Source organism: Aquabacterium sp. (assembly GCF_034003525.1).
Lineage (GTDB): Bacteria > Pseudomonadota > Gammaproteobacteria > Burkholderiales > Burkholderiaceae_C > Aquabacterium.
The window spans coordinates 1-19,455 of the sequence record NZ_JAVEYN010000039.1 but is presented as its reverse complement, the minus strand read 5'-3'; the positions used below and the strand labels follow the sequence as shown (position 1 = coordinate 19,455).

The 19,455-nt window shown below is 64.4% G+C and carries 21 protein-coding genes and 2 tRNA genes; 5 read left to right on the top strand and 18 right to left on the bottom strand.

Annotated elements, in window-relative coordinates; translation table 11 throughout:
- The 6 genes from RBT42_RS15545 to RBT42_RS15520 form a co-directional block, all read right to left on the bottom strand.
- Nucleotides 1-354, bottom strand: a 354-nt coding sequence (locus RBT42_RS15545) for a pyridoxamine 5'-phosphate oxidase family protein (protein WP_320366763.1), incomplete at its 3' end; no start/stop codon positions are given.
- Entirely contained in the window at nt 351-842 is a 492-nt protein-coding gene (locus tag RBT42_RS15540; RefSeq protein ID WP_320366762.1) for a hypothetical protein, read from the bottom strand. The genes RBT42_RS15540 and RBT42_RS15545, both read right to left, overlap by 4 nt.
- Before the next feature lie 23 nt (nt 843-865).
- Nucleotides 866-2,077: a radical SAM family heme chaperone HemW gene (gene hemW / locus RBT42_RS15535; RefSeq protein WP_320366760.1), complete on the bottom strand. Its 1,212-nt coding sequence runs from the start codon at nt 2,075-2,077 to the stop codon at nt 866-868.
- Entirely contained in the window at nt 2,074-2,748 is a 675-nt protein-coding gene (gene rdgB, locus RBT42_RS15530) for an RdgB/HAM1 family non-canonical purine NTP pyrophosphatase (protein WP_320366758.1), read from the bottom strand. The genes hemW and rdgB overlap by 4 nt, the downstream gene beginning before the upstream one ends.
- A 72-nt stretch (nt 2,749-2,820) precedes the next feature.
- Nucleotides 2,821-3,756: a PP2C family serine/threonine-protein phosphatase gene (locus RBT42_RS15525; RefSeq protein ID WP_320366756.1), complete on the bottom strand. Its 936-nt coding sequence runs from the start codon at nt 3,754-3,756 to the stop codon at nt 2,821-2,823.
- Nucleotides 3,753-4,721 (bottom strand): serine/threonine protein kinase, encoded by a 969-nt coding sequence (locus tag RBT42_RS15520; protein ID WP_320366754.1) that lies wholly within the window; start codon nt 4,719-4,721, stop codon nt 3,753-3,755. Before RBT42_RS15520 ends, RBT42_RS15525 begins: the two co-directional genes overlap by 4 nt.
- A gap of 47 nt (nt 4,722-4,768) precedes the next feature.
- Here RBT42_RS15520 and RBT42_RS15515 point away from each other — a divergent pair, with 47 nt between their 5' ends.
- The 4 genes from RBT42_RS15515 to RBT42_RS15500 all read left to right on the top strand — a co-directional run bounded on the left by RBT42_RS15515 (nt 4,769) and on the right by RBT42_RS15500 (nt 8,927).
- Nucleotides 4,769-5,692, top strand: a complete 924-nt coding sequence (locus RBT42_RS15515) for a YicC/YloC family endoribonuclease (protein ID WP_320366752.1) — start codon at nt 4,769-4,771, stop codon at nt 5,690-5,692.
- Nucleotides 5,689-6,357, top strand: a complete 669-nt coding sequence (gene gmk, locus RBT42_RS15510) for a guanylate kinase (protein WP_320366750.1) — start codon at nt 5,689-5,691, stop codon at nt 6,355-6,357. The genes RBT42_RS15515 and gmk overlap by 4 nt, the downstream gene beginning before the upstream one ends.
- 30 nt (nt 6,358-6,387) lie before the next feature.
- The gene (rpoZ, locus tag RBT42_RS15505) at nt 6,388-6,591 is read left to right on the top strand and encodes a DNA-directed RNA polymerase subunit omega (protein WP_320366748.1); all 204 of its coding nucleotides are present in this window, start codon (nt 6,388-6,390) and stop codon (nt 6,589-6,591) included.
- Nucleotides 6,592-6,725: 134 nt separating this feature from the next.
- Nucleotides 6,726-8,927: a bifunctional (p)ppGpp synthetase/guanosine-3',5'-bis(diphosphate) 3'-pyrophosphohydrolase gene (locus tag RBT42_RS15500; RefSeq protein ID WP_320366746.1), complete on the top strand. Its 2,202-nt coding sequence runs from the start codon at nt 6,726-6,728 to the stop codon at nt 8,925-8,927.
- Nucleotides 8,928-8,945: 18 nt separating this feature from the next.
- On the opposite strand, the gene greB is transcribed toward RBT42_RS15500, so the two are convergent.
- Nucleotides 8,946-9,509 carry a transcription elongation factor GreB gene (gene greB, locus RBT42_RS15495; protein WP_320366744.1) on the bottom strand — a complete coding sequence of 188 codons (564 nt, stop codon included), beginning with the start codon at nt 9,507-9,509 and terminating at the stop codon, nt 8,946-8,948.
- A 145-nt stretch (nt 9,510-9,654) separates the two neighbouring features.
- On the opposite strand from greB, the gene RBT42_RS15490 reads away from it, so the two are divergent.
- Nucleotides 9,655-10,335 carry a TVP38/TMEM64 family protein gene (locus RBT42_RS15490; RefSeq protein ID WP_320366741.1) on the top strand — a complete coding sequence of 227 codons (681 nt, stop codon included), beginning with the start codon at nt 9,655-9,657 and terminating at the stop codon, nt 10,333-10,335.
- Nucleotides 10,336-10,395: 60 nt separating this feature from the next.
- On the opposite strand, the gene RBT42_RS15485 is transcribed toward RBT42_RS15490, so the two are convergent.
- The 11 genes from RBT42_RS15485 to fliD (RBT42_RS15435) all read right to left on the bottom strand — a co-directional run bounded on the left by RBT42_RS15485 (nt 10,396) and on the right by fliD (RBT42_RS15435) (nt 19,392).
- A tRNA-Arg gene (locus tag RBT42_RS15485) sits at nt 10,396-10,472 on the bottom strand.
- A 34-nt stretch (nt 10,473-10,506) separates the two neighbouring features.
- Nucleotides 10,507-10,583 (bottom strand) — tRNA-Arg (locus tag RBT42_RS15480).
- An 82-nt stretch (nt 10,584-10,665) separates the two neighbouring features.
- A complete protein-coding gene (locus tag RBT42_RS15475; protein ID WP_320366739.1) occupies nt 10,666-11,919 on the bottom strand; it encodes a heme biosynthesis HemY N-terminal domain-containing protein in 1,254 nt (417 codons plus the stop codon).
- A gap of 26 nt (nt 11,920-11,945) precedes the next feature.
- Nucleotides 11,946-13,100, bottom strand: a complete 1,155-nt coding sequence (locus RBT42_RS15470) for a uroporphyrinogen-III C-methyltransferase (RefSeq protein ID WP_320366737.1) — start codon at nt 13,098-13,100, stop codon at nt 11,946-11,948.
- Entirely contained in the window at nt 13,097-13,945 is an 849-nt protein-coding gene (locus RBT42_RS15465; protein ID WP_320366735.1) for a uroporphyrinogen-III synthase, read from the bottom strand. The genes RBT42_RS15470 and RBT42_RS15465 overlap by 4 nt, the downstream gene beginning before the upstream one ends.
- A gap of 12 nt (nt 13,946-13,957) precedes the next feature.
- Nucleotides 13,958-14,920 (bottom strand): hydroxymethylbilane synthase, encoded by a 963-nt coding sequence (gene hemC, locus RBT42_RS15460; protein WP_320366733.1) that lies wholly within the window; start codon nt 14,918-14,920, stop codon nt 13,958-13,960.
- A 45-nt stretch (nt 14,921-14,965) separates the two neighbouring features.
- Nucleotides 14,966-15,712, bottom strand: coding sequence for a flagellar brake protein (locus RBT42_RS15455; RefSeq protein ID WP_320366731.1), 747 nt, complete (start codon nt 15,710-15,712; stop codon nt 14,966-14,968).
- Nucleotides 15,713-15,730: 18 nt separating this feature from the next.
- Complete coding sequence (locus RBT42_RS15450; protein WP_320366728.1) at nt 15,731-16,078, bottom strand: flagellar protein FliT; 348 nt, start codon at nt 16,076-16,078, stop codon at nt 15,731-15,733.
- Nucleotides 16,075-16,488 (bottom strand): flagellar export chaperone FliS, encoded by a 414-nt coding sequence (fliS, locus tag RBT42_RS15445; protein WP_320366726.1) that lies wholly within the window; start codon nt 16,486-16,488, stop codon nt 16,075-16,077. The genes RBT42_RS15450 and fliS overlap by 4 nt, the downstream gene beginning before the upstream one ends.
- Nucleotides 16,489-16,648: 160 nt before the next feature.
- Complete coding sequence (gene fliD / locus RBT42_RS15440; RefSeq protein WP_320366724.1) at nt 16,649-17,812, bottom strand: flagellar filament capping protein FliD; 1,164 nt, start codon at nt 17,810-17,812, stop codon at nt 16,649-16,651.
- A 128-nt stretch (nt 17,813-17,940) separates the two neighbouring features.
- Nucleotides 17,941-19,392, bottom strand: coding sequence for a flagellar filament capping protein FliD (gene fliD / locus RBT42_RS15435; protein ID WP_320366722.1), 1,452 nt, complete (start codon nt 19,390-19,392; stop codon nt 17,941-17,943).
- Nucleotides 19,393-19,455: the final 63 nt, after the last annotated feature.

Sequence of the window (19,455 nt, the reverse complement as noted above, 5' to 3'; positions counted from 1 at the left end):
CCCGCGCCAGCGGAAGACATCGGCCATGCCGGTGTGTGAGGCGATGCCGGCCAGCTTGGCCTTCATGCTCTCGAACAGCGGGCCGCTGGTATCGGTGCGCAGGTAGCGCACATGCAGGCGATGGCTGGCCCCCGAGAACGGGTCGACCACCTTCAGCACGGCGTGCGGGTTGGCCAGGATGTTATGCCGGGTCTTGTTGAAGAATTGGAAGGTGGTGGCCAGGTGCTGGTGGTCCACATACTGGACCTGCGAGAGGTAGGCGATGTTGGGCGTGCCGTCGGGTGCGCAGGTGGCCAGCGTGCTGGGGATGGCGCCTTCGAAGCAGGCGCGCAGCGGCGTGATGTTGACGCTCATGCCGCCTCCTGGCCGACCGGTTGCCCCGCACGTGGCCCCGGGGTCTGCTCGAAGACCGCATCGGGCTGGAAGCTGATGGCTGCCATCTGACCGGCTTCGACGGCCATATAGGCCTCGGCAAATGGGCGCGGGTGCCCGATGCGCACGATGCCGTCGATGAAGGCGTCACGGTAGCGCTGGATGTCGAGCATGTCGTCGGCGCTGACGGCCGACAGGGCCACCTGGCGGCCTTTGATCTGGATGGCGGCTTCGGTTTCGGGCAGGCAGAACACCACGGCGATGGCATCCTGGACGAGGACGTCCTGCAGCAACTGGCGCGCCTCCTCCCGACGCACGAACAGGGTCAGGCGCTGGCGATCGGGTGCCACCCGACAGGCGAAGCCCCGGCATGAGCTGGGGTGGTGGTCGGCCGACGCCGAGGCCAGGTCAATGGCCACCTCCCGCTCGATGAACGCAACGATGTTGTCGTGGAGCAAGGGGGGGGACATGGTGGCGTGCTGGCGAAGGGAGATCAGTCCTGAAGAAACAGGGCCTGCAGGTCGCTGAGGAAATCAAAACCCTTGTCGGTGGGCCAGGCGCGGGCCAGGTCCCGTTGCAGCAGGCCTTTGGCCTCGGCCTCTGCCAGCGGCTGCTGGATGCTGGCCAGGGTCAGGCCAGTGCGCTCGGCAAAGCGCAGCAACTCGAAGCCGTCCTTCAGGCGCAGGGCGTTCATCATGAACTCGAACGCGCGCGATTTCAATGGCACGTCCTGTTCGTTGGAGCAGGCCAGGCCCTGCACGGCCTTGTCCATGTAGGCGGCCGGCTCGCGCCAGCGCACCTGGCGCACGATGCGGTCGGGAAAGCTGATCTTGCTGTGGGCGCCCGCGCCGATGCCCAGGTAGTCGCCAAACTGCCAGTAGTTCAGGTTGTGGGCGCACTGGTGGCCGGGGCGGGCATACGCCGACACCTCGTAGCGCTGCAGGCCGGCGGCCGTGGTGCGCGCGATCAGGTGGTCCAGCATGTCGAAGGCGGTGTCCTCGTCGGGCAGGCCTTTGGGAGGCTGGACGGCAAAGCGTGTGTTGGGCTCCAGCGTGAGGTGGTAGAGCGACAGGTGCGGCGGCTCGAAGGCCAGCGCCTGCTGGATGTCGGCCTCCAGGTCGGCGGGGGACTGGCCCGGCAGCGCGTACATCAGGTCGAGGTTGAAGGTCTCGAAGTTGCGCTGCGCTTCTTCGACGGCCGCGATGGCCTGGGCGCGGTTGTGCACGCGGCCCAGGGCCTGTAGCTTGGCGTCGTCAAAGCTCTGCACGCCAATCGACAGGCGGTTGACGCTGGCCTGGCGAAAGGCCTTGAAGCGGTCGGTCTCGAAGGTGCCGGGGTTGGCCTCCAGCGTGATCTCGGCGTCGGCTTCCAGCGGCAGGCGAGCGCGGATGTCGGACAGCAGGCGGTCGATGCTGTCGGGCGAGAACAGGCTGGGCGTACCACCCCCGATGAAGACGGTGTGCACGCGGCGGCCCCAGATCTGGGGCAGGGCGGATTCGAGGTCGGCGCGCAAGGCGTCGAGGTAGCGGGCCTCGGTCTGGGCCGACAGCTGGCCGATACCGGCCGCCCCTGCGGTCAGCGCCGCGCCGGGCTCATGCGAGTTGAAGTCGCAATAGGGGCATTTGCGCAGACACCAGGGCAGGTGCACGTACAGCGACAGCGGGGGCAGGGCGCTCAGCGCGCCCGGGCGTTGCAAGGTGATCATGCGGATTGCCAGGGCCAGTGAGCGCATGAGGCACCGTCGGTGCCCAGGCCCCAGCGGGCGGTGATGAGTTGCAGCAGTTGCTGGCAGGCCAGCGCACGGTGGCTGACGGCGTTCTTGACCTCGGGGGCCAGTTGGGCGGCGCTGAGCTGGTGTTCGGGCAACCACAGCAGCGGGTCGTAGCCGAAACCATGCTCGCCTTGCGGCGCGTGCAAGAGCTGGCCGCACCAGTGGCCCTCGGCGATCAGGGGTTCCGGATCTTCCGCGTGGCGCACGGCCACCAGCAGGCAGGTGAAGTGGGCCTGGCGGTCGGTGTGCGTCGCCATCTCTTCCAGCAGCCAGGCGTTGTTGGCGGGGTCGATGCGTTCGCGGCCGGCGTCCTCGGCCACGCGACCGGCATCGACGGCATAGCGCGCCGAGCGCACCCCGGGTGCGCCGCCCAGGGCGTTGACGCACAGGCCGGAGTCGTCGGCCAGCGCCGGGCCGCCGCCCAGGCGGGCCGCGTGCCGTGCTTTGGCCAGGGCGTTTTCGATAAAGGTGATGTGAGGCTCTTCGGCTTCGGGGATGCCGAGCGCGCCTTGCGTGACCAGCTCCACCCCCAGCGGGGTGATCAGGGCCTGCAGTTCGCGCAGCTTTTTGGCGTTGTTCGACGCCAGAATCAGTTGTTTGCTCATCGGGGTGTCAGCAGCGTGGGTCAGGACCCGATCGGGCCGGCCGCCGTGCTGGCGAGGCGATGGCGTGTCCGATCAGGCTTTGCGGGTGCCGTTGGCCGAGCGGCGGATGGCTTCGTTGATCTCTCGGATCGAACGCTCGATCGCCGCTTCGTCCAGGTCGTCTTCCTCGACATTGTCGCCGGGGCCGCCATGGCTGCCCAGGCTGGCCTGGATGGTGGAGGCAAAGACTTCGTCACCGAGCTCGTCGGTGGAGACGCCGGGCTTGTCCTCGTCGGAGGCCGACTCCCATTCCATCGCGATGATGGTGACGTTGTCGCACTTGGCGCCACCGTTGCGCAGCGCCACTTCGACCAGCTCGGGCACGGACTCCGCGATAGTGTTGGAGGCCAGGTGGTCGGTGATGATGTCGTCCTCGACCGTGCCCCACAAACCGTCGGAACACAGCAGGATGCGGTCACCTTCTTGCAGCAGCAGCGGCCCGGACGTGTCCACCACCGGTTTGCCGGGGCTGCCCAGACAGGTGAACAGCACGTTGCGGTTGAAGCGGTCGTTGGGCAGGGCGGTATGCCCCAGGGTTTGCTGCAGCTCGGAGTAGGAGTGGTCGCGGGTGCGGGCGATCAGCTTGTTGCCACGCACGAAGTACAGGCGCGAATCCCCGCAGTGCGCCCAGTAAGCCATATTGCCTTGCAGGATGCAGGCGACCAGGGTGGTGCGCGGGTTGTCGATCAGGCCCTTCTCACTGGCGTAACGCAGCAATTGATGGTGGCCTGCCATGATGGCGTCTTGCAGGAAGCGCAGCGGGTCGGCCAACACAGGTTTGGCATCGCGCTGGAACATCGCGGCCATGGTCTGCAGGGCCAGTTGCGAGGCCACTTCGCCCTCGGGGTGCCCGCCCATGCCGTCGGCCAGGGCAAACAGCCCCGCGTCGCGCGTGTAGCAGTAGCCCATGCGGTCTTCGTTCTTCTCGCGGCCGCCTTTGCGGCTGATCTGGTAGACGGAGAACCTCATGTCTTGGCACCGGTTTTCAGGTTTTCAAGTTGCAGCTTGACCCGCTCGGCGAAGGTGAGCTTGGAGTAACGGCGCTCGGTTTCGCGTGCCAATTCCTTTTGCAGGGCGAAGACGCTCTGGGGGCGGGCCAGCGGGTCGAGCGACATGCACCACTCGGTCACCTCAATGAGGTTGTCGGAGTAGACATTGCGCAGGCGCGACAGGGACAGGCCCAGGCGGTCTTTCTCGATGCGCTGGGGTGCATCGTTCGGCGGGTAGCCCTGCATGCAGGCATAGATGCAGGCGCCGATGGCGTAGATGTCGGTCCAGGGGCCCAGCGAGCCGTCGCGGCGGTACATCTCGGGCGCGGCAAAGCCGGGCGTGTACATCGGGCGGATGAAGTTGCCTTCCTTGCTCAGCACCTCGCGCGCCGCGCCAAAGTCCAGCAGCACCGCCTTGTTGTCGTTGGTGATGAAGATGTTGGCGGGCTTGATGTCCAGGTGCAGCATCTTGTACTGGTGGACGATGCGCAAGCCGCGCAAGATTTCATCGAACAGCGAGCGGATGGTGGACTCGCGGAACACCTTGTCGCGCTTGAGTTCGCGGGCCGTGACGATGAAGTCCTGCAAGGTGTCCCCCTGCAGATAGTTCATCACCATGTAAACGGTTTCGTTTTCGCGGAAGAAGTTATAGACCGACACCACGCTGGGGTGGGCGATCTGGGCCAGCGAGCGGCCTTCTTCAAAAAAACTTTTCAGGCCCAGGCGGTACAGGGGCTGCTTGTCGGGCTTGACGCGGGGGATGAGCTCACCGGCCGAGCGCTCTGCCAGCGAAGCAGGCAGGTATTCCTTGAGCGCCACCAGCCGTTTGTCTGGGTCTTCAGCGAGGTAGACCACGCCAAAACCGCCCGCAGCGAGCTTCTTGACAATCTGGTAGCCGCCCACGACGGTGCCCGGGGGCAACGGGGCAGGTTTCGGCTTTGACATAATCGAGTTTTGTCGTCTGGTGTCAAGTAACCATGTCAGTCTACTCCATGACCGGCTTCGCAAGCGCGGTGTCGTCGGCTCCCGACCACGTCAGTGAAAACACCGAGGATGCGGATGCGCCAATTGCGTCACGCAAACATGCCTCGGGCGCGGTGGGGGCTGAACTGCGTTCGGTCAACAGCCGTTTTCTCGACCTGAGTTTCAAATTGGCCGACGAGTTTCGCGGCCTGGAACCTGCCCTGCGGGAAATGCTGACTGCCGCCTTCAAACGCGGCAAGATCGAGTTTCGCCTGCAGCCCCAGCGTGCCGCCGATGCAGGCTGGCCGCAGCCCCAGACCGAGCAGCTGAACACGCTGGCACGCCTGGAAGGCACGGTGCAGAACTGGCTGCCCAAGGCCGCGCCGCTGTCGGTCAACGAGGTGCTGACCTGGTGCCGGGCGGCCGCGCCCACGGTACGCCTGGAAGAGGCAGCCCTGGAAGCCGCGCGCCAGTGCGTGGAGGCCTTGAAAGAGGCCCGCGAGCGCGAGGGCGCCCGCCTGGTGGCCGTGCTGCAAGACAAGCTCAAGGGCCTCAAGGCGCTGGCTGAACAGGCCGTGCCGCTGGTGCCACAGGCGGTGCAACGCCAGCAGGAGCGCTTCGTGCAGAAGTACCAGGATGCCCTGCAGGCCGTGGGGGGGGGCGTGACGCCCGAAGCCGCTCAGGAACGTGCGCTGAGCGAGGCTGCGGCCTACGCCTTGCGCATCGACGTGGACGAGGAGGTGCAGCGCCTGCGCGCCCACCTCGACGAGATTGGCCGCCTGCTCAAAAAGGGTGGCGAAGTGGGTAAACGCCTGGATTTTCTGATTCAGGAGTTACACCGCGAAGCAAATACCCTGGGCTCCAAAGCCGCGGCGCTGGAATTGACCCAGATTTCGGTGGACATGAAAGTGCTCATCGAACAAATGCGTGAACAAGTGCAAAACATCGAATGACCACCGCTCAAACCCCCCCCTCCACATCGTCCGCCGCTGCCCAAGCGGACTATCCCGGCAACCTGTATGTGGTGTCGGCCCCCAGCGGCACGGGCAAATCCAGCCTGGTCAACGCTCTGCTGGAGGTGGACTCGCACTTGCAGGTCTCCGTCTCGCACACCACCCGGGCCCCGCGTGGCCAGGAGCAGCATGGCCGCGAGTACTGGTTCACCTCGAAAGAGGACTTCCAGGCCATGATCGACCGCGGCGAGTTCTTCGAGCACGCTCACGTGCACGGCAACCACTACGGTACCTCGCGCAAGGCCATTGAAGACCGCATCCAGAGCGGTGAGGATATCGTGCTGGAGATCGACTGGCAGGGCGCGCTGCAGATCAAGCGCATCTTTCCCAACGCCATCCTCATCTTCATCATGCCGCCGAGCTACGAAGAGTTGCTGCAGCGCCTGAATCGCCGTGGCGAGGACAGCCCCGAGGTGATCGAGACGCGCATGGCCAACGCCCGCATCGAGGTCGCGCAGGCCCAGCACTTCGACTTTGTGGTGATCAATGCCCTGTTCGAGTCGGCTTTGTTCGATTTGAAGTCCATTGTTCACGCACAGCGGTTAAAATACTCGGCTCAGCGTCGGAACAAGTCCAGTGTGTTTCGTGCGCTCAATTTGATCTGAGTCTGATTCAGACCTTACCGGAGCACCCACATGGCCCGCATCACCGTTGAAGATTGCCTGCAAAAGATCCCGAACCGCTTCCAGCTGGTGCTGTGCGCAACCTACCGTGCCCGCATGCTGAGCCAGGGGCACACCCCCAAGATCGAGTCGCGCAACAAGCCCAGCGTGACCGCACTGCGCGAAATCGCAGCCGGCCAGGTGGGCCTGGAAATGCTGCGCAAGGTGCCGACCTGATCGCACGCTGACCGCCTTGGCGCTTGCGCCAGGGGCAGTCCACCCGAAAAGGCCCGGCGCAAGCGGGCCTTTTTCTATTTGTCCGATAGACATCGCCCGCTCAAGGGTGCCCGTATCCGCGCTAAAGTCTGAGGATGACCCCGGCCACCGACGCAGCCGCCGCCTCCTTTGCGGCCCTGACCCACAAGCTCGACTACCTTGACGAGGCGGACATCCGTCGCGTGCGCGACGCCTATCGCTTTGCTGACGAGGCGCACCTGGGGCAGTTCCGCGCCAGCGGCGAGCCCTACATCACGCACCCGATCGCGGTGGCAGGCCTGTGTGCCGACATGAAGCTCGATGCGCAGGCCATCATGGCGGCGCTGATGCACGACGCCATGGAGGACTGTGGCGTCACCAAGATCGAGCTGATCGAGCGTTTCGGGGCGCCCACGGCCGAAATCGTCGACGGCCTGACCAAGCTCGACAAGCTCCACTTCTCGACGAAGGAAGATTCGCAGGCGGAGTCTTTCCGCAAGATGCTGTTGGCGATGGCGCGCGATGTGCGCGTCATCCTGATCAAGCTGGCCGACCGCCTGCACAACATGCGCACGATGGATGCGATGGCCGCGCACAAGCGGGCGCGCATCGCCCGCGAAACGCTGGACATCTATGTGCCCATCGCCCACCGTCTGGGCCTGAACCAGACCTACCGAGAGCTGCAGGAGCTGTCCTTCCAGTACATCAACCCGTGGCGTCACGCGGTGTTGTCGAAAGCGGTCAAGCGCACGCGGGGCAACCGCCGTAATCTGGTGGACCGCATTCAGAGCGAGGTGCAGGAAGCGTTCCGTGAAGCCGGGATGCACATCGAGGTGTACGGGCGCGAGAAGACCATTTTCTCGATCTACAACAAGATGATCGAAAAGGGCCTGAGCTTCGCGCAGGTCAGCGACATCTTTGGCTTTCGCATCGTCACGCACGAGTTGCTGGACTGCTACAAGGCCCTGGGCGTGTTGCACCAGCTCTACAAGCCGCTGCCGGGGCGTTTCAAGGACTACATCGCCATCCCCAAGCCCAACGGCTACCAGTCGCTGCACACGACGCTGGTGAACCCGGTCGGCACGGCGGTCGAGTTCCAGATCCGCTCGCAGATGATGCACGACGTGGCCGAGAAGGGCATTGCCGCGCACTGGATGTACAAGGAGCAGGCCGAGGCCGGCGACGCCAGCCCGCAGCAGGCTGCGGTGTGGCTGCAGTCGCTGATCGACATCCAGCAGGAAACACGCGATTCGGCCGAGTTCCTGGAGCACTTGAAGATCGACCTGTTCCCCGAGTCGGTCTATGTGCTCACACCCAAGTCGCGCATCGTGGCGCTGCCCAAGGGCGCGACGCCGGTGGACTTTGCCTATGCCATCCACTCCGGCGTGGGTGACAAGTGCGCCTCGGCCAAGGTCAATGGAGAGCCGGTGGCACTGCGCACCGAACTGCGCAGTGGCGACGTGGTCGAGATCATCACCGCAGCGGGGGCCCGCCCGAATCCGGGCTGGCTGACCTTCGTGCGCACGGGGCGTGCGCGCTCCAAGATCCGAGCCTACCTGAAGAACATGGAGGCCGAGGAGTCGCTGGCGCTGGGCACCAAGCTGCTGACGCAGGCCCTGCGCGCCGAAGGCCTCAAGCTGCCGCCGGGCGACGAAACCAGCGAAGGCGCCACTGGCGCACTGTGGCAGGAACTCATCCGCCTGGGTGGCAACCGCAGCCGCGACGAGTTGCTGATCGACATCGGCCTGGGCCGCAAGGTGGCGAGCATGGCCGCCAAGCGCCTGGCGCACCTGATGGCCGAATCGGGCCAGCGTCCGGATGCGCTGACGCTGACCTTGGGTCGGTATGCCGACGACGCGCCCACGTACAGCTCGGTGGTGATCGACGGCAGCGAAGGCGCCACGGTGCGTCTGTCGCCGTGTTGCTGTCCGGTGCCGGGCGATCGCATCAAGGGCTATCTGGGCCGTGGCGAGGGCCTGGTGGTGCACACGCAGACCTGTGCGGTGGGTCGGCGCCTCTTTGAGCGCGATGGCGAGCGCTGGATCGAGGTGAACTGGTCCGATGAGCCCACGCGGATGTTCGAGACGGTGCTCAAGGTCCTGGTGGCCAATGGCAAGGGGGTGCTGGCGCAGGTCGCCGCGGCCATCAGCCATGCCGAAACCGACATCACCCACATCGAGATGGGCAACGAGCGCCTGGGCGAGACCGCCGAGCTGAAGCTGACGCTGGAAGTGCGGGACACCGACCACCTGGCCGAAGTGATTCGCTCGCTCAAGCGCTGCCCGGTGGTGCTCAATGCGGAACGGCTGAGCGCTTGAGCGCCTGGGGCCGTGGCCTCAGTGCGCCGTTTCGGGTGCCGGGTAGCGCACCTCCAGGATCTCCAGCCGCTCCAGACCGCCGGGGGTCATCAGCTGGACTTCGTCGCCCACGCGTGACTTGAGCAGCGCCCGAGCGATCGGGGAGATCCAGCTCACCTCGCCTTGCAGGTTGTCGACCTCGTCGATGCCCTTGATGGTGATGGTGCGCTCCACCCCGGCCTGGTTTTCGTAGGTCACGGTGGCACCGAAGTACACCTGGTCGTTGCCATGGTGCAGGCTGGGGTCAGCCACCTCGGCGATGTCGAGCCGCTTGGTCAGAAAGCGGATGCGGCGGTCGATCTCGCGCAGGCGCTTCTTGCCGTACAGGTAGTCGCCGTTTTCCGAGCGGTCGCCGTTGGAGGCGGCCCAGTGCACGATCTCGACGATCTTGGGGCGCTCGGTGTCGATCAGGTGCAGCAACTCGGCGCGCAGGCGCTGGTAGCCCTGCGGGGTGATGTAGTTCTTGGTGCCCGCAGGCAGGGGCGGCAGCGACAGCTCGTCGTCATCGTCGCCATCGGTTTCCTTGGTGAAGGCTTTGCTCATGGGGTGATTGTGCCGTGGGTCCACCTCCCCCTGAACAGGGAGGGGTGAGAACCCGCTGATCGGGCGGGAGGTTGCTCGCGCCGGGGCGAAGCTGCGCCAAGATGGCGCTTTGCGTCGAGCAGGGGTGACAGTGCAGGGATCAAGCGTGGGACAGCGCCGTTGGCCTTGGGGGCGATTGGCGCTCTTGGTGTTGTATCTGGCGGTGCTGGGTCTGGTCTGGATGGCGTGGCGTGATCCGGCCTGGCGGGTGCTGATGAGCCCGCTGGTGCTGGCGCAATTCGGGCGCGAGGTGCTGGCCTGGCCGCTCGGGCCGTTCTGGGTGTTGCTGGCCTATGTGGTGGCGGTGTTGCTGGCCATGCCGGTGCTGGCGTTGATCACGCTGGGGGTGCTCATCTTTGGGCCCTGGCCGGGCATGGCTTACGCGCTGGCGGGCATGGTGGCCGGTGCGGTGGTGACCTATGGCGTCGGGCGCCTCACAGGTGCCCAGGTGTTGGATCGGCTGCTGAAGGGGCGATTGCAGCTCATGTCGGCCCACCTGCATCGACGTGGTCTGTGGGCCATCGTGCTGCTGCGGGCGCTGCCGGTGGCGCCGTTCATTGTGGTGAACCTGGGGGCGGGGGCGTTGCGTGTGCGCCTGCGCGACTATGTGCTGGGCACCTTCCTGGGCTTGCTGCCAGGCACGGTCTTGATTTCGCTGTTCATGCGCCAGGTGCAACAGGCAGTGCGCACCGCCACACCGAGCGCCTGGCTGGCGCTGGCGGGTGGTGTGTTGCTTGTGGTGGGGGCCTTGTGGTGGCTGAATCGGCAACTGCGAGGCCGGACTTGACCCAGGACAGCACAGCCTGAAATGACAAAAGCCCTCAAGCGTGAGCTTGAGGGCTTTGTTTGGTGCGGCTGGCAGGATTCGAACCCACGACCCCTTGGTTCGTAGCCAAGTACTCTATCCAACTGAGCTACAGCCGCTGAAAATGTTCTCGGTTCACCTTATCTTGCGATTTGGTGCGGCTGGCAGGATTCGAACCCACGACCCCTTGGTTCGTAGCCAAGTACTCTATCCAACTGAGCTACAGCCGCCGAGAAGTGAAACTATAGCAGGTTTTTGGCCTGTTTGTAAAGGTGTGTCGTTTTTTCTGCCAGTTCTGCCTTGGCGAGGTCGTCAGTCGCGCTCCGGCAACGCCGCCAAACGGTAGAAGCGGGCGGCCTCGTCCGGGCGGTTTTCGCGTTCGGCCATCAGGCCCAGTTGCGCCCACGCGGTGCGACGGTCGTTGACGTTGAGTTGCAGGTCGTTGGCAGCCGACAGCAACATGCCGCGCGCCTTGCCCCACAGTTGGCGTTCGGCCAGGGCCAGGCCCAGGGTCAGGGCCAGGGCGGGGTTGCGCAGGGCAGCGGGGGTGGTGGCGTCCAGGCGGGGCAGCCATTCGGCTTCCAGCCCGGTCAGGCTGTCGCGCAGGGCCGCAGCCAGGGCATCGACCGCTTCGGGAGACTGCTTGTGAAGCTGATCCCAGAGTGGCGCCAGCCATTGGCGGGCTTCATGAGGCGCCCCCAGGTGGGACATGCGACGGGCGGCGTTGGCGACCAGCAGTGGGTCGCGTTTGTCCTGCATGTCCAGGTTCACCCACAGCGCGCGCATCTGGTCGGCATCGCGGGCGCCTTCCAGGGTTTCGCTGGCCAGGGTGCGCAGCAGGCCTTCGGCGGCAGAGGGGGTGAAGCCCTGGTGCTTGGCCAGCAGGCGCGCGGTGCGCAGGGCTTCCATGGGCTGGCGGGCCAGTCGCGCGGCTTGCAGCTTCAGGCGCAGGGCCTGGGTACGGCGCGCCACACCCGGCGGCAGTTCGGACAGTTCACGCAGGGCGCGGACGGCATCGCGGTCTTCCAGGGCGCTTTCGGCCGACATCAGGCGGGCGCCTTCTTCGGTGGCGCGGGGCTTTCGCGTCAGCTGTGCCATCTCCAGGGCGCGCTGCAGGTGTTCGTCGCGGCGGGTGCGGTCTTGCAGGCGGTGCAGGCTGCCGGCCGAGAGCATGTGCGCCAGCGCCGTGAACTCGGCATCCAGGGCGAGCTCGGGGGTGTCGGCCTGGATGGCGATGGCCTTCTGGCAGGTCTTGTGGGCGCGGGTGTAGCGTCCGGCCAGGTACAGGGCCAGGCCTTCGCGCAGCGCGGCCTGCGCCACACGGTCGCGGCGGGAGGTGCGCCACTGCTTGGCGCGCTCGGGCAGGGCGAGCAGGCTGTCGAGAGCGCGCACCAGCGAGTACACCGCCAGGAACAGCGCCGCCATCACCAGCAGGAAGAGGTTGAGTGAGAAGTCGGTGCGCCAACCGCGCCAGTAGATGGTGACCAGGCCGTCGTTGGCGCCCAGGGCGGTCGCCCCCACAACGGCGATCACGGCAACCAGCAATAGCCAGACGATGGAGCGCATGTGCGTCGGTCCTTCAGGGCAAAAGGTCAGCGGCCGGCCGACACGGCGGCCAGGGCAGCGAGGGTGTCATCCGGACGGGGCACGGTGGTCTGGGTGCTTTGCTTGGCCACATCAAGCAACATGGTGCGCAGCAGCTGCGTCTTGCGCGAGTCGGTGTCGAAGTAGCGCGGCACGATGGCCTCGACCTCTTGCAGGTCGCTGGCCGCGATCGCCGTCTGGCGGCTCAGCAAGGCCAGGCGCGCATTGAGCAGGCGCAGCTTGATGTTCTCGCGCAGGAAGTAGCTTTGCTCTGGCGAGACCAGCATGCCTTCGGGGCGCTTGATCTCGGTGACGCGGATCAGGTTGCGTGTTTCGAGCCAGACGCGTTGGCCGGCGCGACTCAGCCAGTCATAGGCCTGGGCCGTCCAGCCCGTGTCGGCCTCGGTGGGCTCGGCGGTGCTAGCGGCCGGCACAGAAGCCTTGGCCTTGTGGGTGGCCGGTTGTGCCTTGGCGGCGCTGGCCGGGGCTGGGTGCAGGCGGGCGGCTTCGGGTGAGTTGAGCAGCGGGACTTCGTCCACCAGGCGGGTGGCTTCGTCCAGGCGCACCGTCAGGGCGCTGAGGTCGGCCACCCGGGTGGCACGCACCTGATCCAGGTCTTTGGCCACGGCGCGGCGCACATTGTCCAGGCGCGGCTGGGCGGCGCGGGCCAGTCGGGCGTCGGCCGATTGCAGGGCCACGACCAGGGGCTCGGCGCTGCCGGTCAGGGAGGCTTGCTGGGTGGCCACGCGCAGGCTGGCCTCCAGGTCAGCCAGCAGGTTTTCGTCGCGCGAGGTGCTGAGGTTCTTGATCAGGTCTTCAACCTGAGTGTGCTGCAGCGCCACCTCGGCCAGCCGGCTTTCCAGCAAGGCGGTGCGGGCAGCCGATTCGCGCGAGAGTTCCTGGGCCTGCTTGGCCAGCAAACGGGCTTCGGTGGCCTGGGTCTGGCTGCTTTGCTGGCGGCGCACCAGTTCCTGCTCCAGCCCTTGCACCCGCGACTGGGCCTGCCAGGCCAGCCACAGGCCACCGGCCGAGGTCAGGCTCAGCACGAGCACAGCCCAGCGCACCCACTCGGCCGGGGCATGCGTCGGGGTAAGGTCTTGTTCGACCTGCGGTGCCACAGGGGCCGGCAGGGCTTCAGGGGTGGGGGGGGATGGCTCGTTCACAGTGATTTGATTGTATCGACGCCAGCCTGAAATGCGGACATCGGGCGTAGTGCAGCCACCACTGCCTGCAAGGTGGGCCGGGTTTCAAGGATGTGGGTGAGGCCCAGGCTGCGGGCGCGCTCGGTGATGCGAGGGTGCGTGCTCAGGGCGTGGCCCTGTGACCAGTCGGTGCGTGGGCGCGAGGGCAGCGCCGGTAGGTGCTGCGTGACGAGGTGGTCGATCCCCTGGGAGCTGCTGAACAGCCAGACGTGGGCGCCGGGCTCGGCCAGGGCGGTGCGCGCGAGGGCTTGCTCGGCGGATGTCCATTGCCCGGGGCCGCGTTGGTAGCAGAGCAGGGCGCGCACCTGCGCACCCTGGGCACGCAGTTGCTCGGCCAGCCAGGTGCGCCCACGTGCCTCCTGGTGGTCGCCGCCGCTGACGATGCAGACCGATTGGCCTGGCCAGTTCAGCGGCGCGAGCGCGGGCCAGAGTGATTCGGAGTCGAACTGCTCGGCGTCGGTCTGAGGGCTGAGGATCTGGCTGGGGTTGAGGCCGCAGGCGGCACCGGCTGCCGTCAGTTGGCGCGCCGTCCCGGGGCCGGGCGCAGCCGCCAGCGTGCCCGCAGGCCAGGCGGCGTCGGGCGGACGCAGCCGGAAAAACCAGTCGACCGCTGCCGGGCTGACGAACATCAGCAGGCGTTCCTGCGCCAGGTGGCGCCAAAGTTCGGTCACCGGAGCAGGGTCGGCCGGCGCCTCGATGGCGATGAGTGGCAAGGCGTGCGCATCCAGCCCATGCTCACGCAGCGCCTGCACCCATTCACCGGCCTGCGGCTGCGGGCGGGTGACCAGGATGCGGGGCGGGCTCACGGCGTGCACGGCTTACAGCGCGGCCAGCCAGTCTTCGCCCGCCTGGGCTTGCAGCTGGGCGGCGATCTGTCGGCCCAGCGCGTCGGCTTCGTCGGCCGTGCGCGGGCATCCGCTGGCCGAGGCCTGCACGAGGAAGGGCTGTTCCGGGTGGCCCAGCAAGGCGCGCAAGACCAGCACCGGCGCGCTGTCGTCCGATGGGCCGGCGTGCCATTCGGCGAAAGCCGCCAGCGGCATGGAGCAGCTGCCGCCCATGGCACGAGAGACGCCGCGTTCGGCCAGCGTGGCCAACCAGGTGGGGGTGTGCGCCAAGGTGGCCAGGGCTTCGGACAGTTCGGCATGGCTGCCGCGGATCTCCAGACCGAGGGCACCTTGGCCCGCGGCGGGCAGCATCACGCTGGTGTCGATGTGTTCACGGATGCGCTCGGCCAGACCCAGGCGCTTGAGGCCGGCGGCCGCAAGGATGATGGCGTCGTACAGGCCTTCGTCGAGCTTGCGCAGGCGGGTGTCGAGGTTGCCGCGCAGGGGCTCGATCTTCAGGTCGGGGCGACGGGCGCGCAACTGCACCATGCGGCGCAGGCTGGAGGTGCCCACCACGGCGCCTTGGGGCAAGGAATCAAGGCTGGCGTGCAGGTTGGAGACGAAGGCATCGCGCGGGTCTTCACGCTCGAGCACGGCAGCTAGCACGAAGCCGTCGGGCAGCTCCATGGGCACGTCCTTGAGGGAGTGCACGGCCAGGTCAGCGCGGCCTTCTTCCAGCGCCACTTCGAGTTCCTTGACGAACAGGCCTTTGCCGCCGACTTTGGACAGCGCCCGGTCCAGAATCTGGTCGCCCTTGGTCGTCATGCCTAGCAGGCTGACCGTTCGGCCAAAGCGCGTTTGCAGCAAGGATTGGACATGCTTGGCCTGCCAAAGGGCAAGGCGGCTTTCGCGGGTGGCGATCACCCAGGGAGAGGAGGAGGGGGCGGACACGGTCATGTGCCGATGCTATCAGCCGTCAGCGCCCTTGGGGGCCCCTCGGAATCAAACCTTGCGTGCGGCCAGGGCGAGTTGGCGCTTCTGCGTCTGGTTGATGTAGTGCTGCAGATCGCGCTCGCCTTGCTGAAGGTTGACGAACTCGCAGCCCAGGCGTGCGCCCCGGGTGTCGGGGTGGATGGGCGTGGCGTGGCGCATGACGAAGCTCACGTCGAGCCAGTTGTCGTCATCCAGGCGCAGGCTGCACGACGGGATGCGAGTGCCGTCGTCAATGGCGGGGGTATCTTCGGGCAGGAACAGGGCCATGCCGCCCAGACTCACGTCCAGCACGCGCAAGGCTAGGGTGGTCTTGGGGTGGTTCGGATGAGCGAAGTGGGCGGTCGGCATGGCGCTGACCGGCGGCTTGACGCGGAAGCTGGTGCGCCGCTGAAAGCGGTACAGCTCGCGCGGGTAGCGGGCGTTGATGATGTGCTGCTCACCGTGGACCAGCACCAGACCTTCCAGGTCGAACTGCAGCTTGATGCTGTCGAGGTAGGCGACGGCCGTGACCTCTTCGGATTCGAGTAGGGCACGCAGGCTGGCGTGGCTACTTTCGCCGCTGAAGCCGACCATGCCGCGATCAGGCTCGATCTGCCAGATCAGCGTGGTGTAGCTGTGTCCCTCGGGACTGCTGAGGGTGACCAGGGTGCGGGAGGCTTCGACCTGACGCAGCAGGTCGAAGATTTCGATGGGGGACGTGATGCGGTAGTCATCCAGCGCGCTGGCCTGCGCGCGGTCGTTCAACGGTTTGCTCATCGTCCGGGATCGAGATACTCAGTGCATCTTCTTGGGGTCTAGGGAGGCGCCCATCATACGGCTGAGATCGTTGAGCCATGGCTCGCTGAGTGTGCGGATTTCCGCATCGTTGAAGAGGATGCGCTGCATGATGCGGCTCTTGAGCGCGCGCTCGTCGCGCCCGAGGACGCGGCTTTCCGAGGCGTGTTTGAGCTGGGCGATCAGCACGGCGCAGGCGCCTTCGAGCTTGACCACGGCGTCCCAGTCGCCATTGCGGGCGGCTTGCAGCATGTCCTGGCTGGCGGATTCAATGGCCTCGTAGTAGCCGAGCAGGTTGTGGGAGAGTTGCTCGGACTCGCGGACGGTGATGAGGTCGGGGGCGTTCATGCTTGGATCCTCATGGTGGCATGGGAGGCCGGGGCCTCGGTGTTGGGGGCGATGGCCATCCAGGCGTCGCGGATGGGGGTGAGCAGGTTTGCGCATTCCTCCAGTGCAGCGGGGTCATTGCGCAGGTTGGCCAGAGTCAGACGAGTTGCGATGTACGCGTACAGCATATCGAGCTGTTGAGCCAAATCACCGCCTGCGCGCTGATCCAAGCCTGCTTTGAGTCCTTCGTCAACAATGCTGAGGCACTTGTTGATCGCCGCACACTTTTGTTCAATCTGACCGTTGAGCATCGCTCCGCGTGCTTGGGCGATAGCATCAAGTGCGCCATTGAACAGCATGGTGATAAGGTGATGAGGCGATGCACCGTTAACACCTGTCTCGACGTCAACCTTGCGGTAGACATTGCTCATGTTACGGGAGCTGAACATACTGGCAGAGGAAGCTGTGGCAGTAGCGTACATGTTGATGTCTCTAACGATGATGCTGATAACAGCGTTATTCTTGTTATCGGCATCAAGGCGCAGAGCTTGAACGCAATAGCCTCATTTAATCTGCAGAACAAGGGGGCTTTCAGGTGCTTTCTTCTGCTGCGTACAAAGCGCCAAAACCCTGGCGTGATGCACCATCTGCGTCTTTCTGTGAGGATGGCTGGAGCAGGGTACGGTTGGCGACGCTTGAGAGGTTGCTCATAGGCATCCTGTTGGACTCAAGGTATTGAGCGAGAAGTGCTTCGTCTAGGGTCAGCAAGCCTTCATTGTTGAGGCTCAGTCCAATAGCGTTGGTTTGCTCATCACGCAATTGTGTGAGCAGTGACTGTTGAAGTGCTCGAGCAGATTGGAGGGCTCGCGTGTCGGGGTCGGACCTCGACATTTGCTCGGCAAGCCCGTTGTATGCACGAACGAAGTTGCGAACATTCTGACGCATGCCGGCTGTATCTGAGGACACCTGAACCATCACTGGCTCGGAGCTTGGTTGCTTCAAGGTCAGTTGCAGCCCCTCTGTCGAGAGGTCGATAACGTTGCCTGGCGAAGTCATGGACTTGCCATCGAGCGAGAACTTGGCGTCTTGTGCGTATTGGGTGATTTGGAACCCCAAGGCAGACTCCGCCGCCGGCGGGGTCGTTGTTACCTTGAAGCCATTGTTCTGGCCGGAGGTTGTGGATCGCAGCACGAGGCGTGAGCCCGTGGCGTCAGAGATCACTGCCGCGACCACACCTACACCTGCGGCATTGATTTTGTCTCGAACACGCTCAATGGAATCATCTCGGGGGCCCATCATCACACTGGCTTTAGGCCAGTTCGGGTTGGTGGCGAAGGTGCTCTGCGTACTGTTCCAGTTACCCAATTGGATACTCAACGAGTCCAAGCCAACCACTGTTGACAGCGATGAGAAATTGGCTGACGTGACCGTCTGGGTCGTTGCGATGGCGTCAACCGACACGCGGTATTGCGCAATCCGCGCGCCGGATTCACTCAATGCGGAGACAGTCGTGCTGTCACTCGAAAAGGCTTGGGTTACAGACCAGGCGTCGGCACGAGCCAACAGCGCTGCTGCATCCTCGAGCGAGGCGATGCTGCTTTGAAGCTTCCCTGCTGATGAAATCTGAGTTGACTCACCAAGGGCGGGTGCTGTCGTCGTTTGCAGGGGGCGGGCGAGGAGTGAGGTAGGTGCAATCGATTGATTGAGCCCATAGTCATAGTTCTCGGCGATCCCAGTTGAGGTGACGGAAGCCATGATGAAGTCTCCGATGCCTTGCAACACCTTTAGGCAGAACGAAGGGATGGCCCCATGCCATCCAATCAGCCTTCTGCCTCTATGGTATCGGCAGGAAAGTCTTCAGCTTTAGTTCACCTTGTGAAAAATCAACTGTTTTTGTTGAAGGAGTTGATCATCTGAGTGACGTAGTTGCTCTGTGTGCTGATGCTGGCCATGGCTTTGTCCAAGGCGGTGTACTGTGCCCGAAGACGCTTTTCAAACAATGCAACGCGGCCATCTAGGGCATCTTGGCGTTTTTTGTTTTCGGCGATCGCTTTGTTCAACCCTTCAGTGCGAGTGGTGATCGCGCCGTCAATGCTCAACATGCTGTCGGCTAGCGTGCGCAGCCTTGTCGCCATGCCTTCGGTTGCGGGGCCGCCACCCGTATCGGGATTGGTGAACAGTTTCTTCATTTCAGCCAAGTTGCCCATTGCGCTGTTTAGCTTGGTGCTGTTGACCGTCATGGTTCCGGTGGACTGGATCTCTAGCCCCACCGACGAGAGGGTGGAGAATACGGTGGATGCCGCACTATTGGCTCCAATCAATGAGCGGAACTGATTGAGTGTGCTCGTGGCCATGCTGTCGCCTTGTAAAGTGCCGGCAGTCTTGGACGTCTCGTCGTACTTTGTACTTGTTTTCAAATACGAACTAAGTGCCGAATACGCCGATGCAAAGTCCGTTACGGCTTTGGTGATGGCTTCAGTGTCTTTGGTGACGTTGACGGAAACAGGGGATAAGGTGAGCTTGCTCACGGTCATCGTTATGCCGTCCATCACATTTGTAAATGTGTTCGTGGTGGAGCTGACCGTCACCCCGTTGATGGTTGCCGATGCATTGGCTGCAGCTTGATTCAACTTGGCGCCTGTGCCGTCATCGATGGTCTTTGATGGGTCGTAAGCCAGTGCGGCCAAGCCTTCGGTGCCTGTAGTGATCGTGCCGGAGTCATCTGTGGCCGTGACGCGGAATGCGTTACTGGTGCCGGTGGCGCTGGATGTCATCACCAAGCGAGCGCCGCTGGCGTCGTTGATGATCGAAGCGCTGACACCTGCATTCTTGGCGTTGATTTTGTCTCTGATGTCACTAAGCGTATCAGTCGCGGTGACGTCAATGTAAGGAGCTGTGGTGTTTCCCGTATCCAGTGACGTTGGAAAACTGCTGGCGACTTCAAAATAAAGTCGTCCTGCTCCCACGGCTGTGTTAGACGGGATGCCCGTTCGTGATGCAACGGACTGGGCTGCAGCCAAAGCATTGACGGTGACGTTGTAGTTGCCTACCGCAGCACCTGACGTGGTGGCGAAGTTCACCACATTGGTGTCTGATGAGGCGGCTTTCATGCCTGCCCACAAATCCGGCCCGCTTAACTTTTGAGCCGCATCACGCAGCGCCGACACATAAGATTTGACTTGCCCGTATGCAGAGATCTTGGTCTGTATCTGAGTGACCTTGCTCTGCAGGGTGTTGATGGGTTGGCGCTCAAGGGCAACCAACTGATTAACGATGCTTTCGGCGTCCAGGCCGCTACCAACCCCCAGCGAGCTGATTTTTGATGTGGTCGTCATGACGGCACTCCTTCGGGGTCAATGCTCTAAAGGGAAAGTAGAAAAGCCAATGTCCATCCTAAG

Coding starts and splice junctions, on each gene's coding strand:
- RBT42_RS15540 (WP_320366762.1), bottom strand. CDS start 842: ATGTCCCCCCCCTTGCTCCACGACAACATCGTTGCGTTCATCGAGCGG.
- hemW (WP_320366760.1), bottom strand. CDS start 2,077: ATGATCACCTTGCAACGCCCGGGCGCGCTGAGCGCCCTGCCCCCGCTG.
- rdgB (WP_320366758.1), bottom strand. CDS start 2,748: ATGAGCAAACAACTGATTCTGGCGTCGAACAACGCCAAAAAGCTGCGC.
- RBT42_RS15525 (WP_320366756.1), bottom strand. CDS start 3,756: ATGAGGTTCTCCGTCTACCAGATCAGCCGCAAAGGCGGCCGCGAGAAG.
- RBT42_RS15520 (WP_320366754.1), bottom strand. CDS start 4,721: ATGTCAAAGCCGAAACCTGCCCCGTTGCCCCCGGGCACCGTCGTGGGC.
- RBT42_RS15515 (WP_320366752.1), top strand. CDS start 4,769: ATGACCGGCTTCGCAAGCGCGGTGTCGTCGGCTCCCGACCACGTCAGT.
- gmk (WP_320366750.1), top strand. CDS start 5,689: ATGACCACCGCTCAAACCCCCCCCTCCACATCGTCCGCCGCTGCCCAA.
- rpoZ (WP_320366748.1), top strand. CDS start 6,388: ATGGCCCGCATCACCGTTGAAGATTGCCTGCAAAAGATCCCGAACCGC.
- RBT42_RS15500 (WP_320366746.1), top strand. CDS start 6,726: ATGACCCCGGCCACCGACGCAGCCGCCGCCTCCTTTGCGGCCCTGACC.
- greB (WP_320366744.1), bottom strand. CDS start 9,509: ATGAGCAAAGCCTTCACCAAGGAAACCGATGGCGACGATGACGACGAG.
- RBT42_RS15475 (WP_320366739.1), bottom strand. CDS start 11,919: ATGCGCTCCATCGTCTGGCTATTGCTGGTTGCCGTGATCGCCGTTGTG.
- hemC (WP_320366733.1), bottom strand. CDS start 14,920: ATGACCGTGTCCGCCCCCTCCTCCTCTCCCTGGGTGATCGCCACCCGC.
- RBT42_RS15455 (WP_320366731.1), bottom strand. CDS start 15,712: ATGAGCAAACCGTTGAACGACCGCGCGCAGGCCAGCGCGCTGGATGAC.
- RBT42_RS15450 (WP_320366728.1), bottom strand. CDS start 16,078: ATGAACGCCCCCGACCTCATCACCGTCCGCGAGTCCGAGCAACTCTCC.
- fliS (WP_320366726.1), bottom strand. CDS start 16,488: ATGAGCAATGTCTACCGCAAGGTTGACGTCGAGACAGGTGTTAACGGT.
- fliD (WP_320366724.1), bottom strand. CDS start 17,812: ATGGCTTCCGTCACCTCAACTGGGATCGCCGAGAACTATGACTATGGG.
- fliD (WP_320366722.1), bottom strand. CDS start 19,392: ATGACGACCACATCAAAAATCAGCTCGCTGGGGGTTGGTAGCGGCCTG.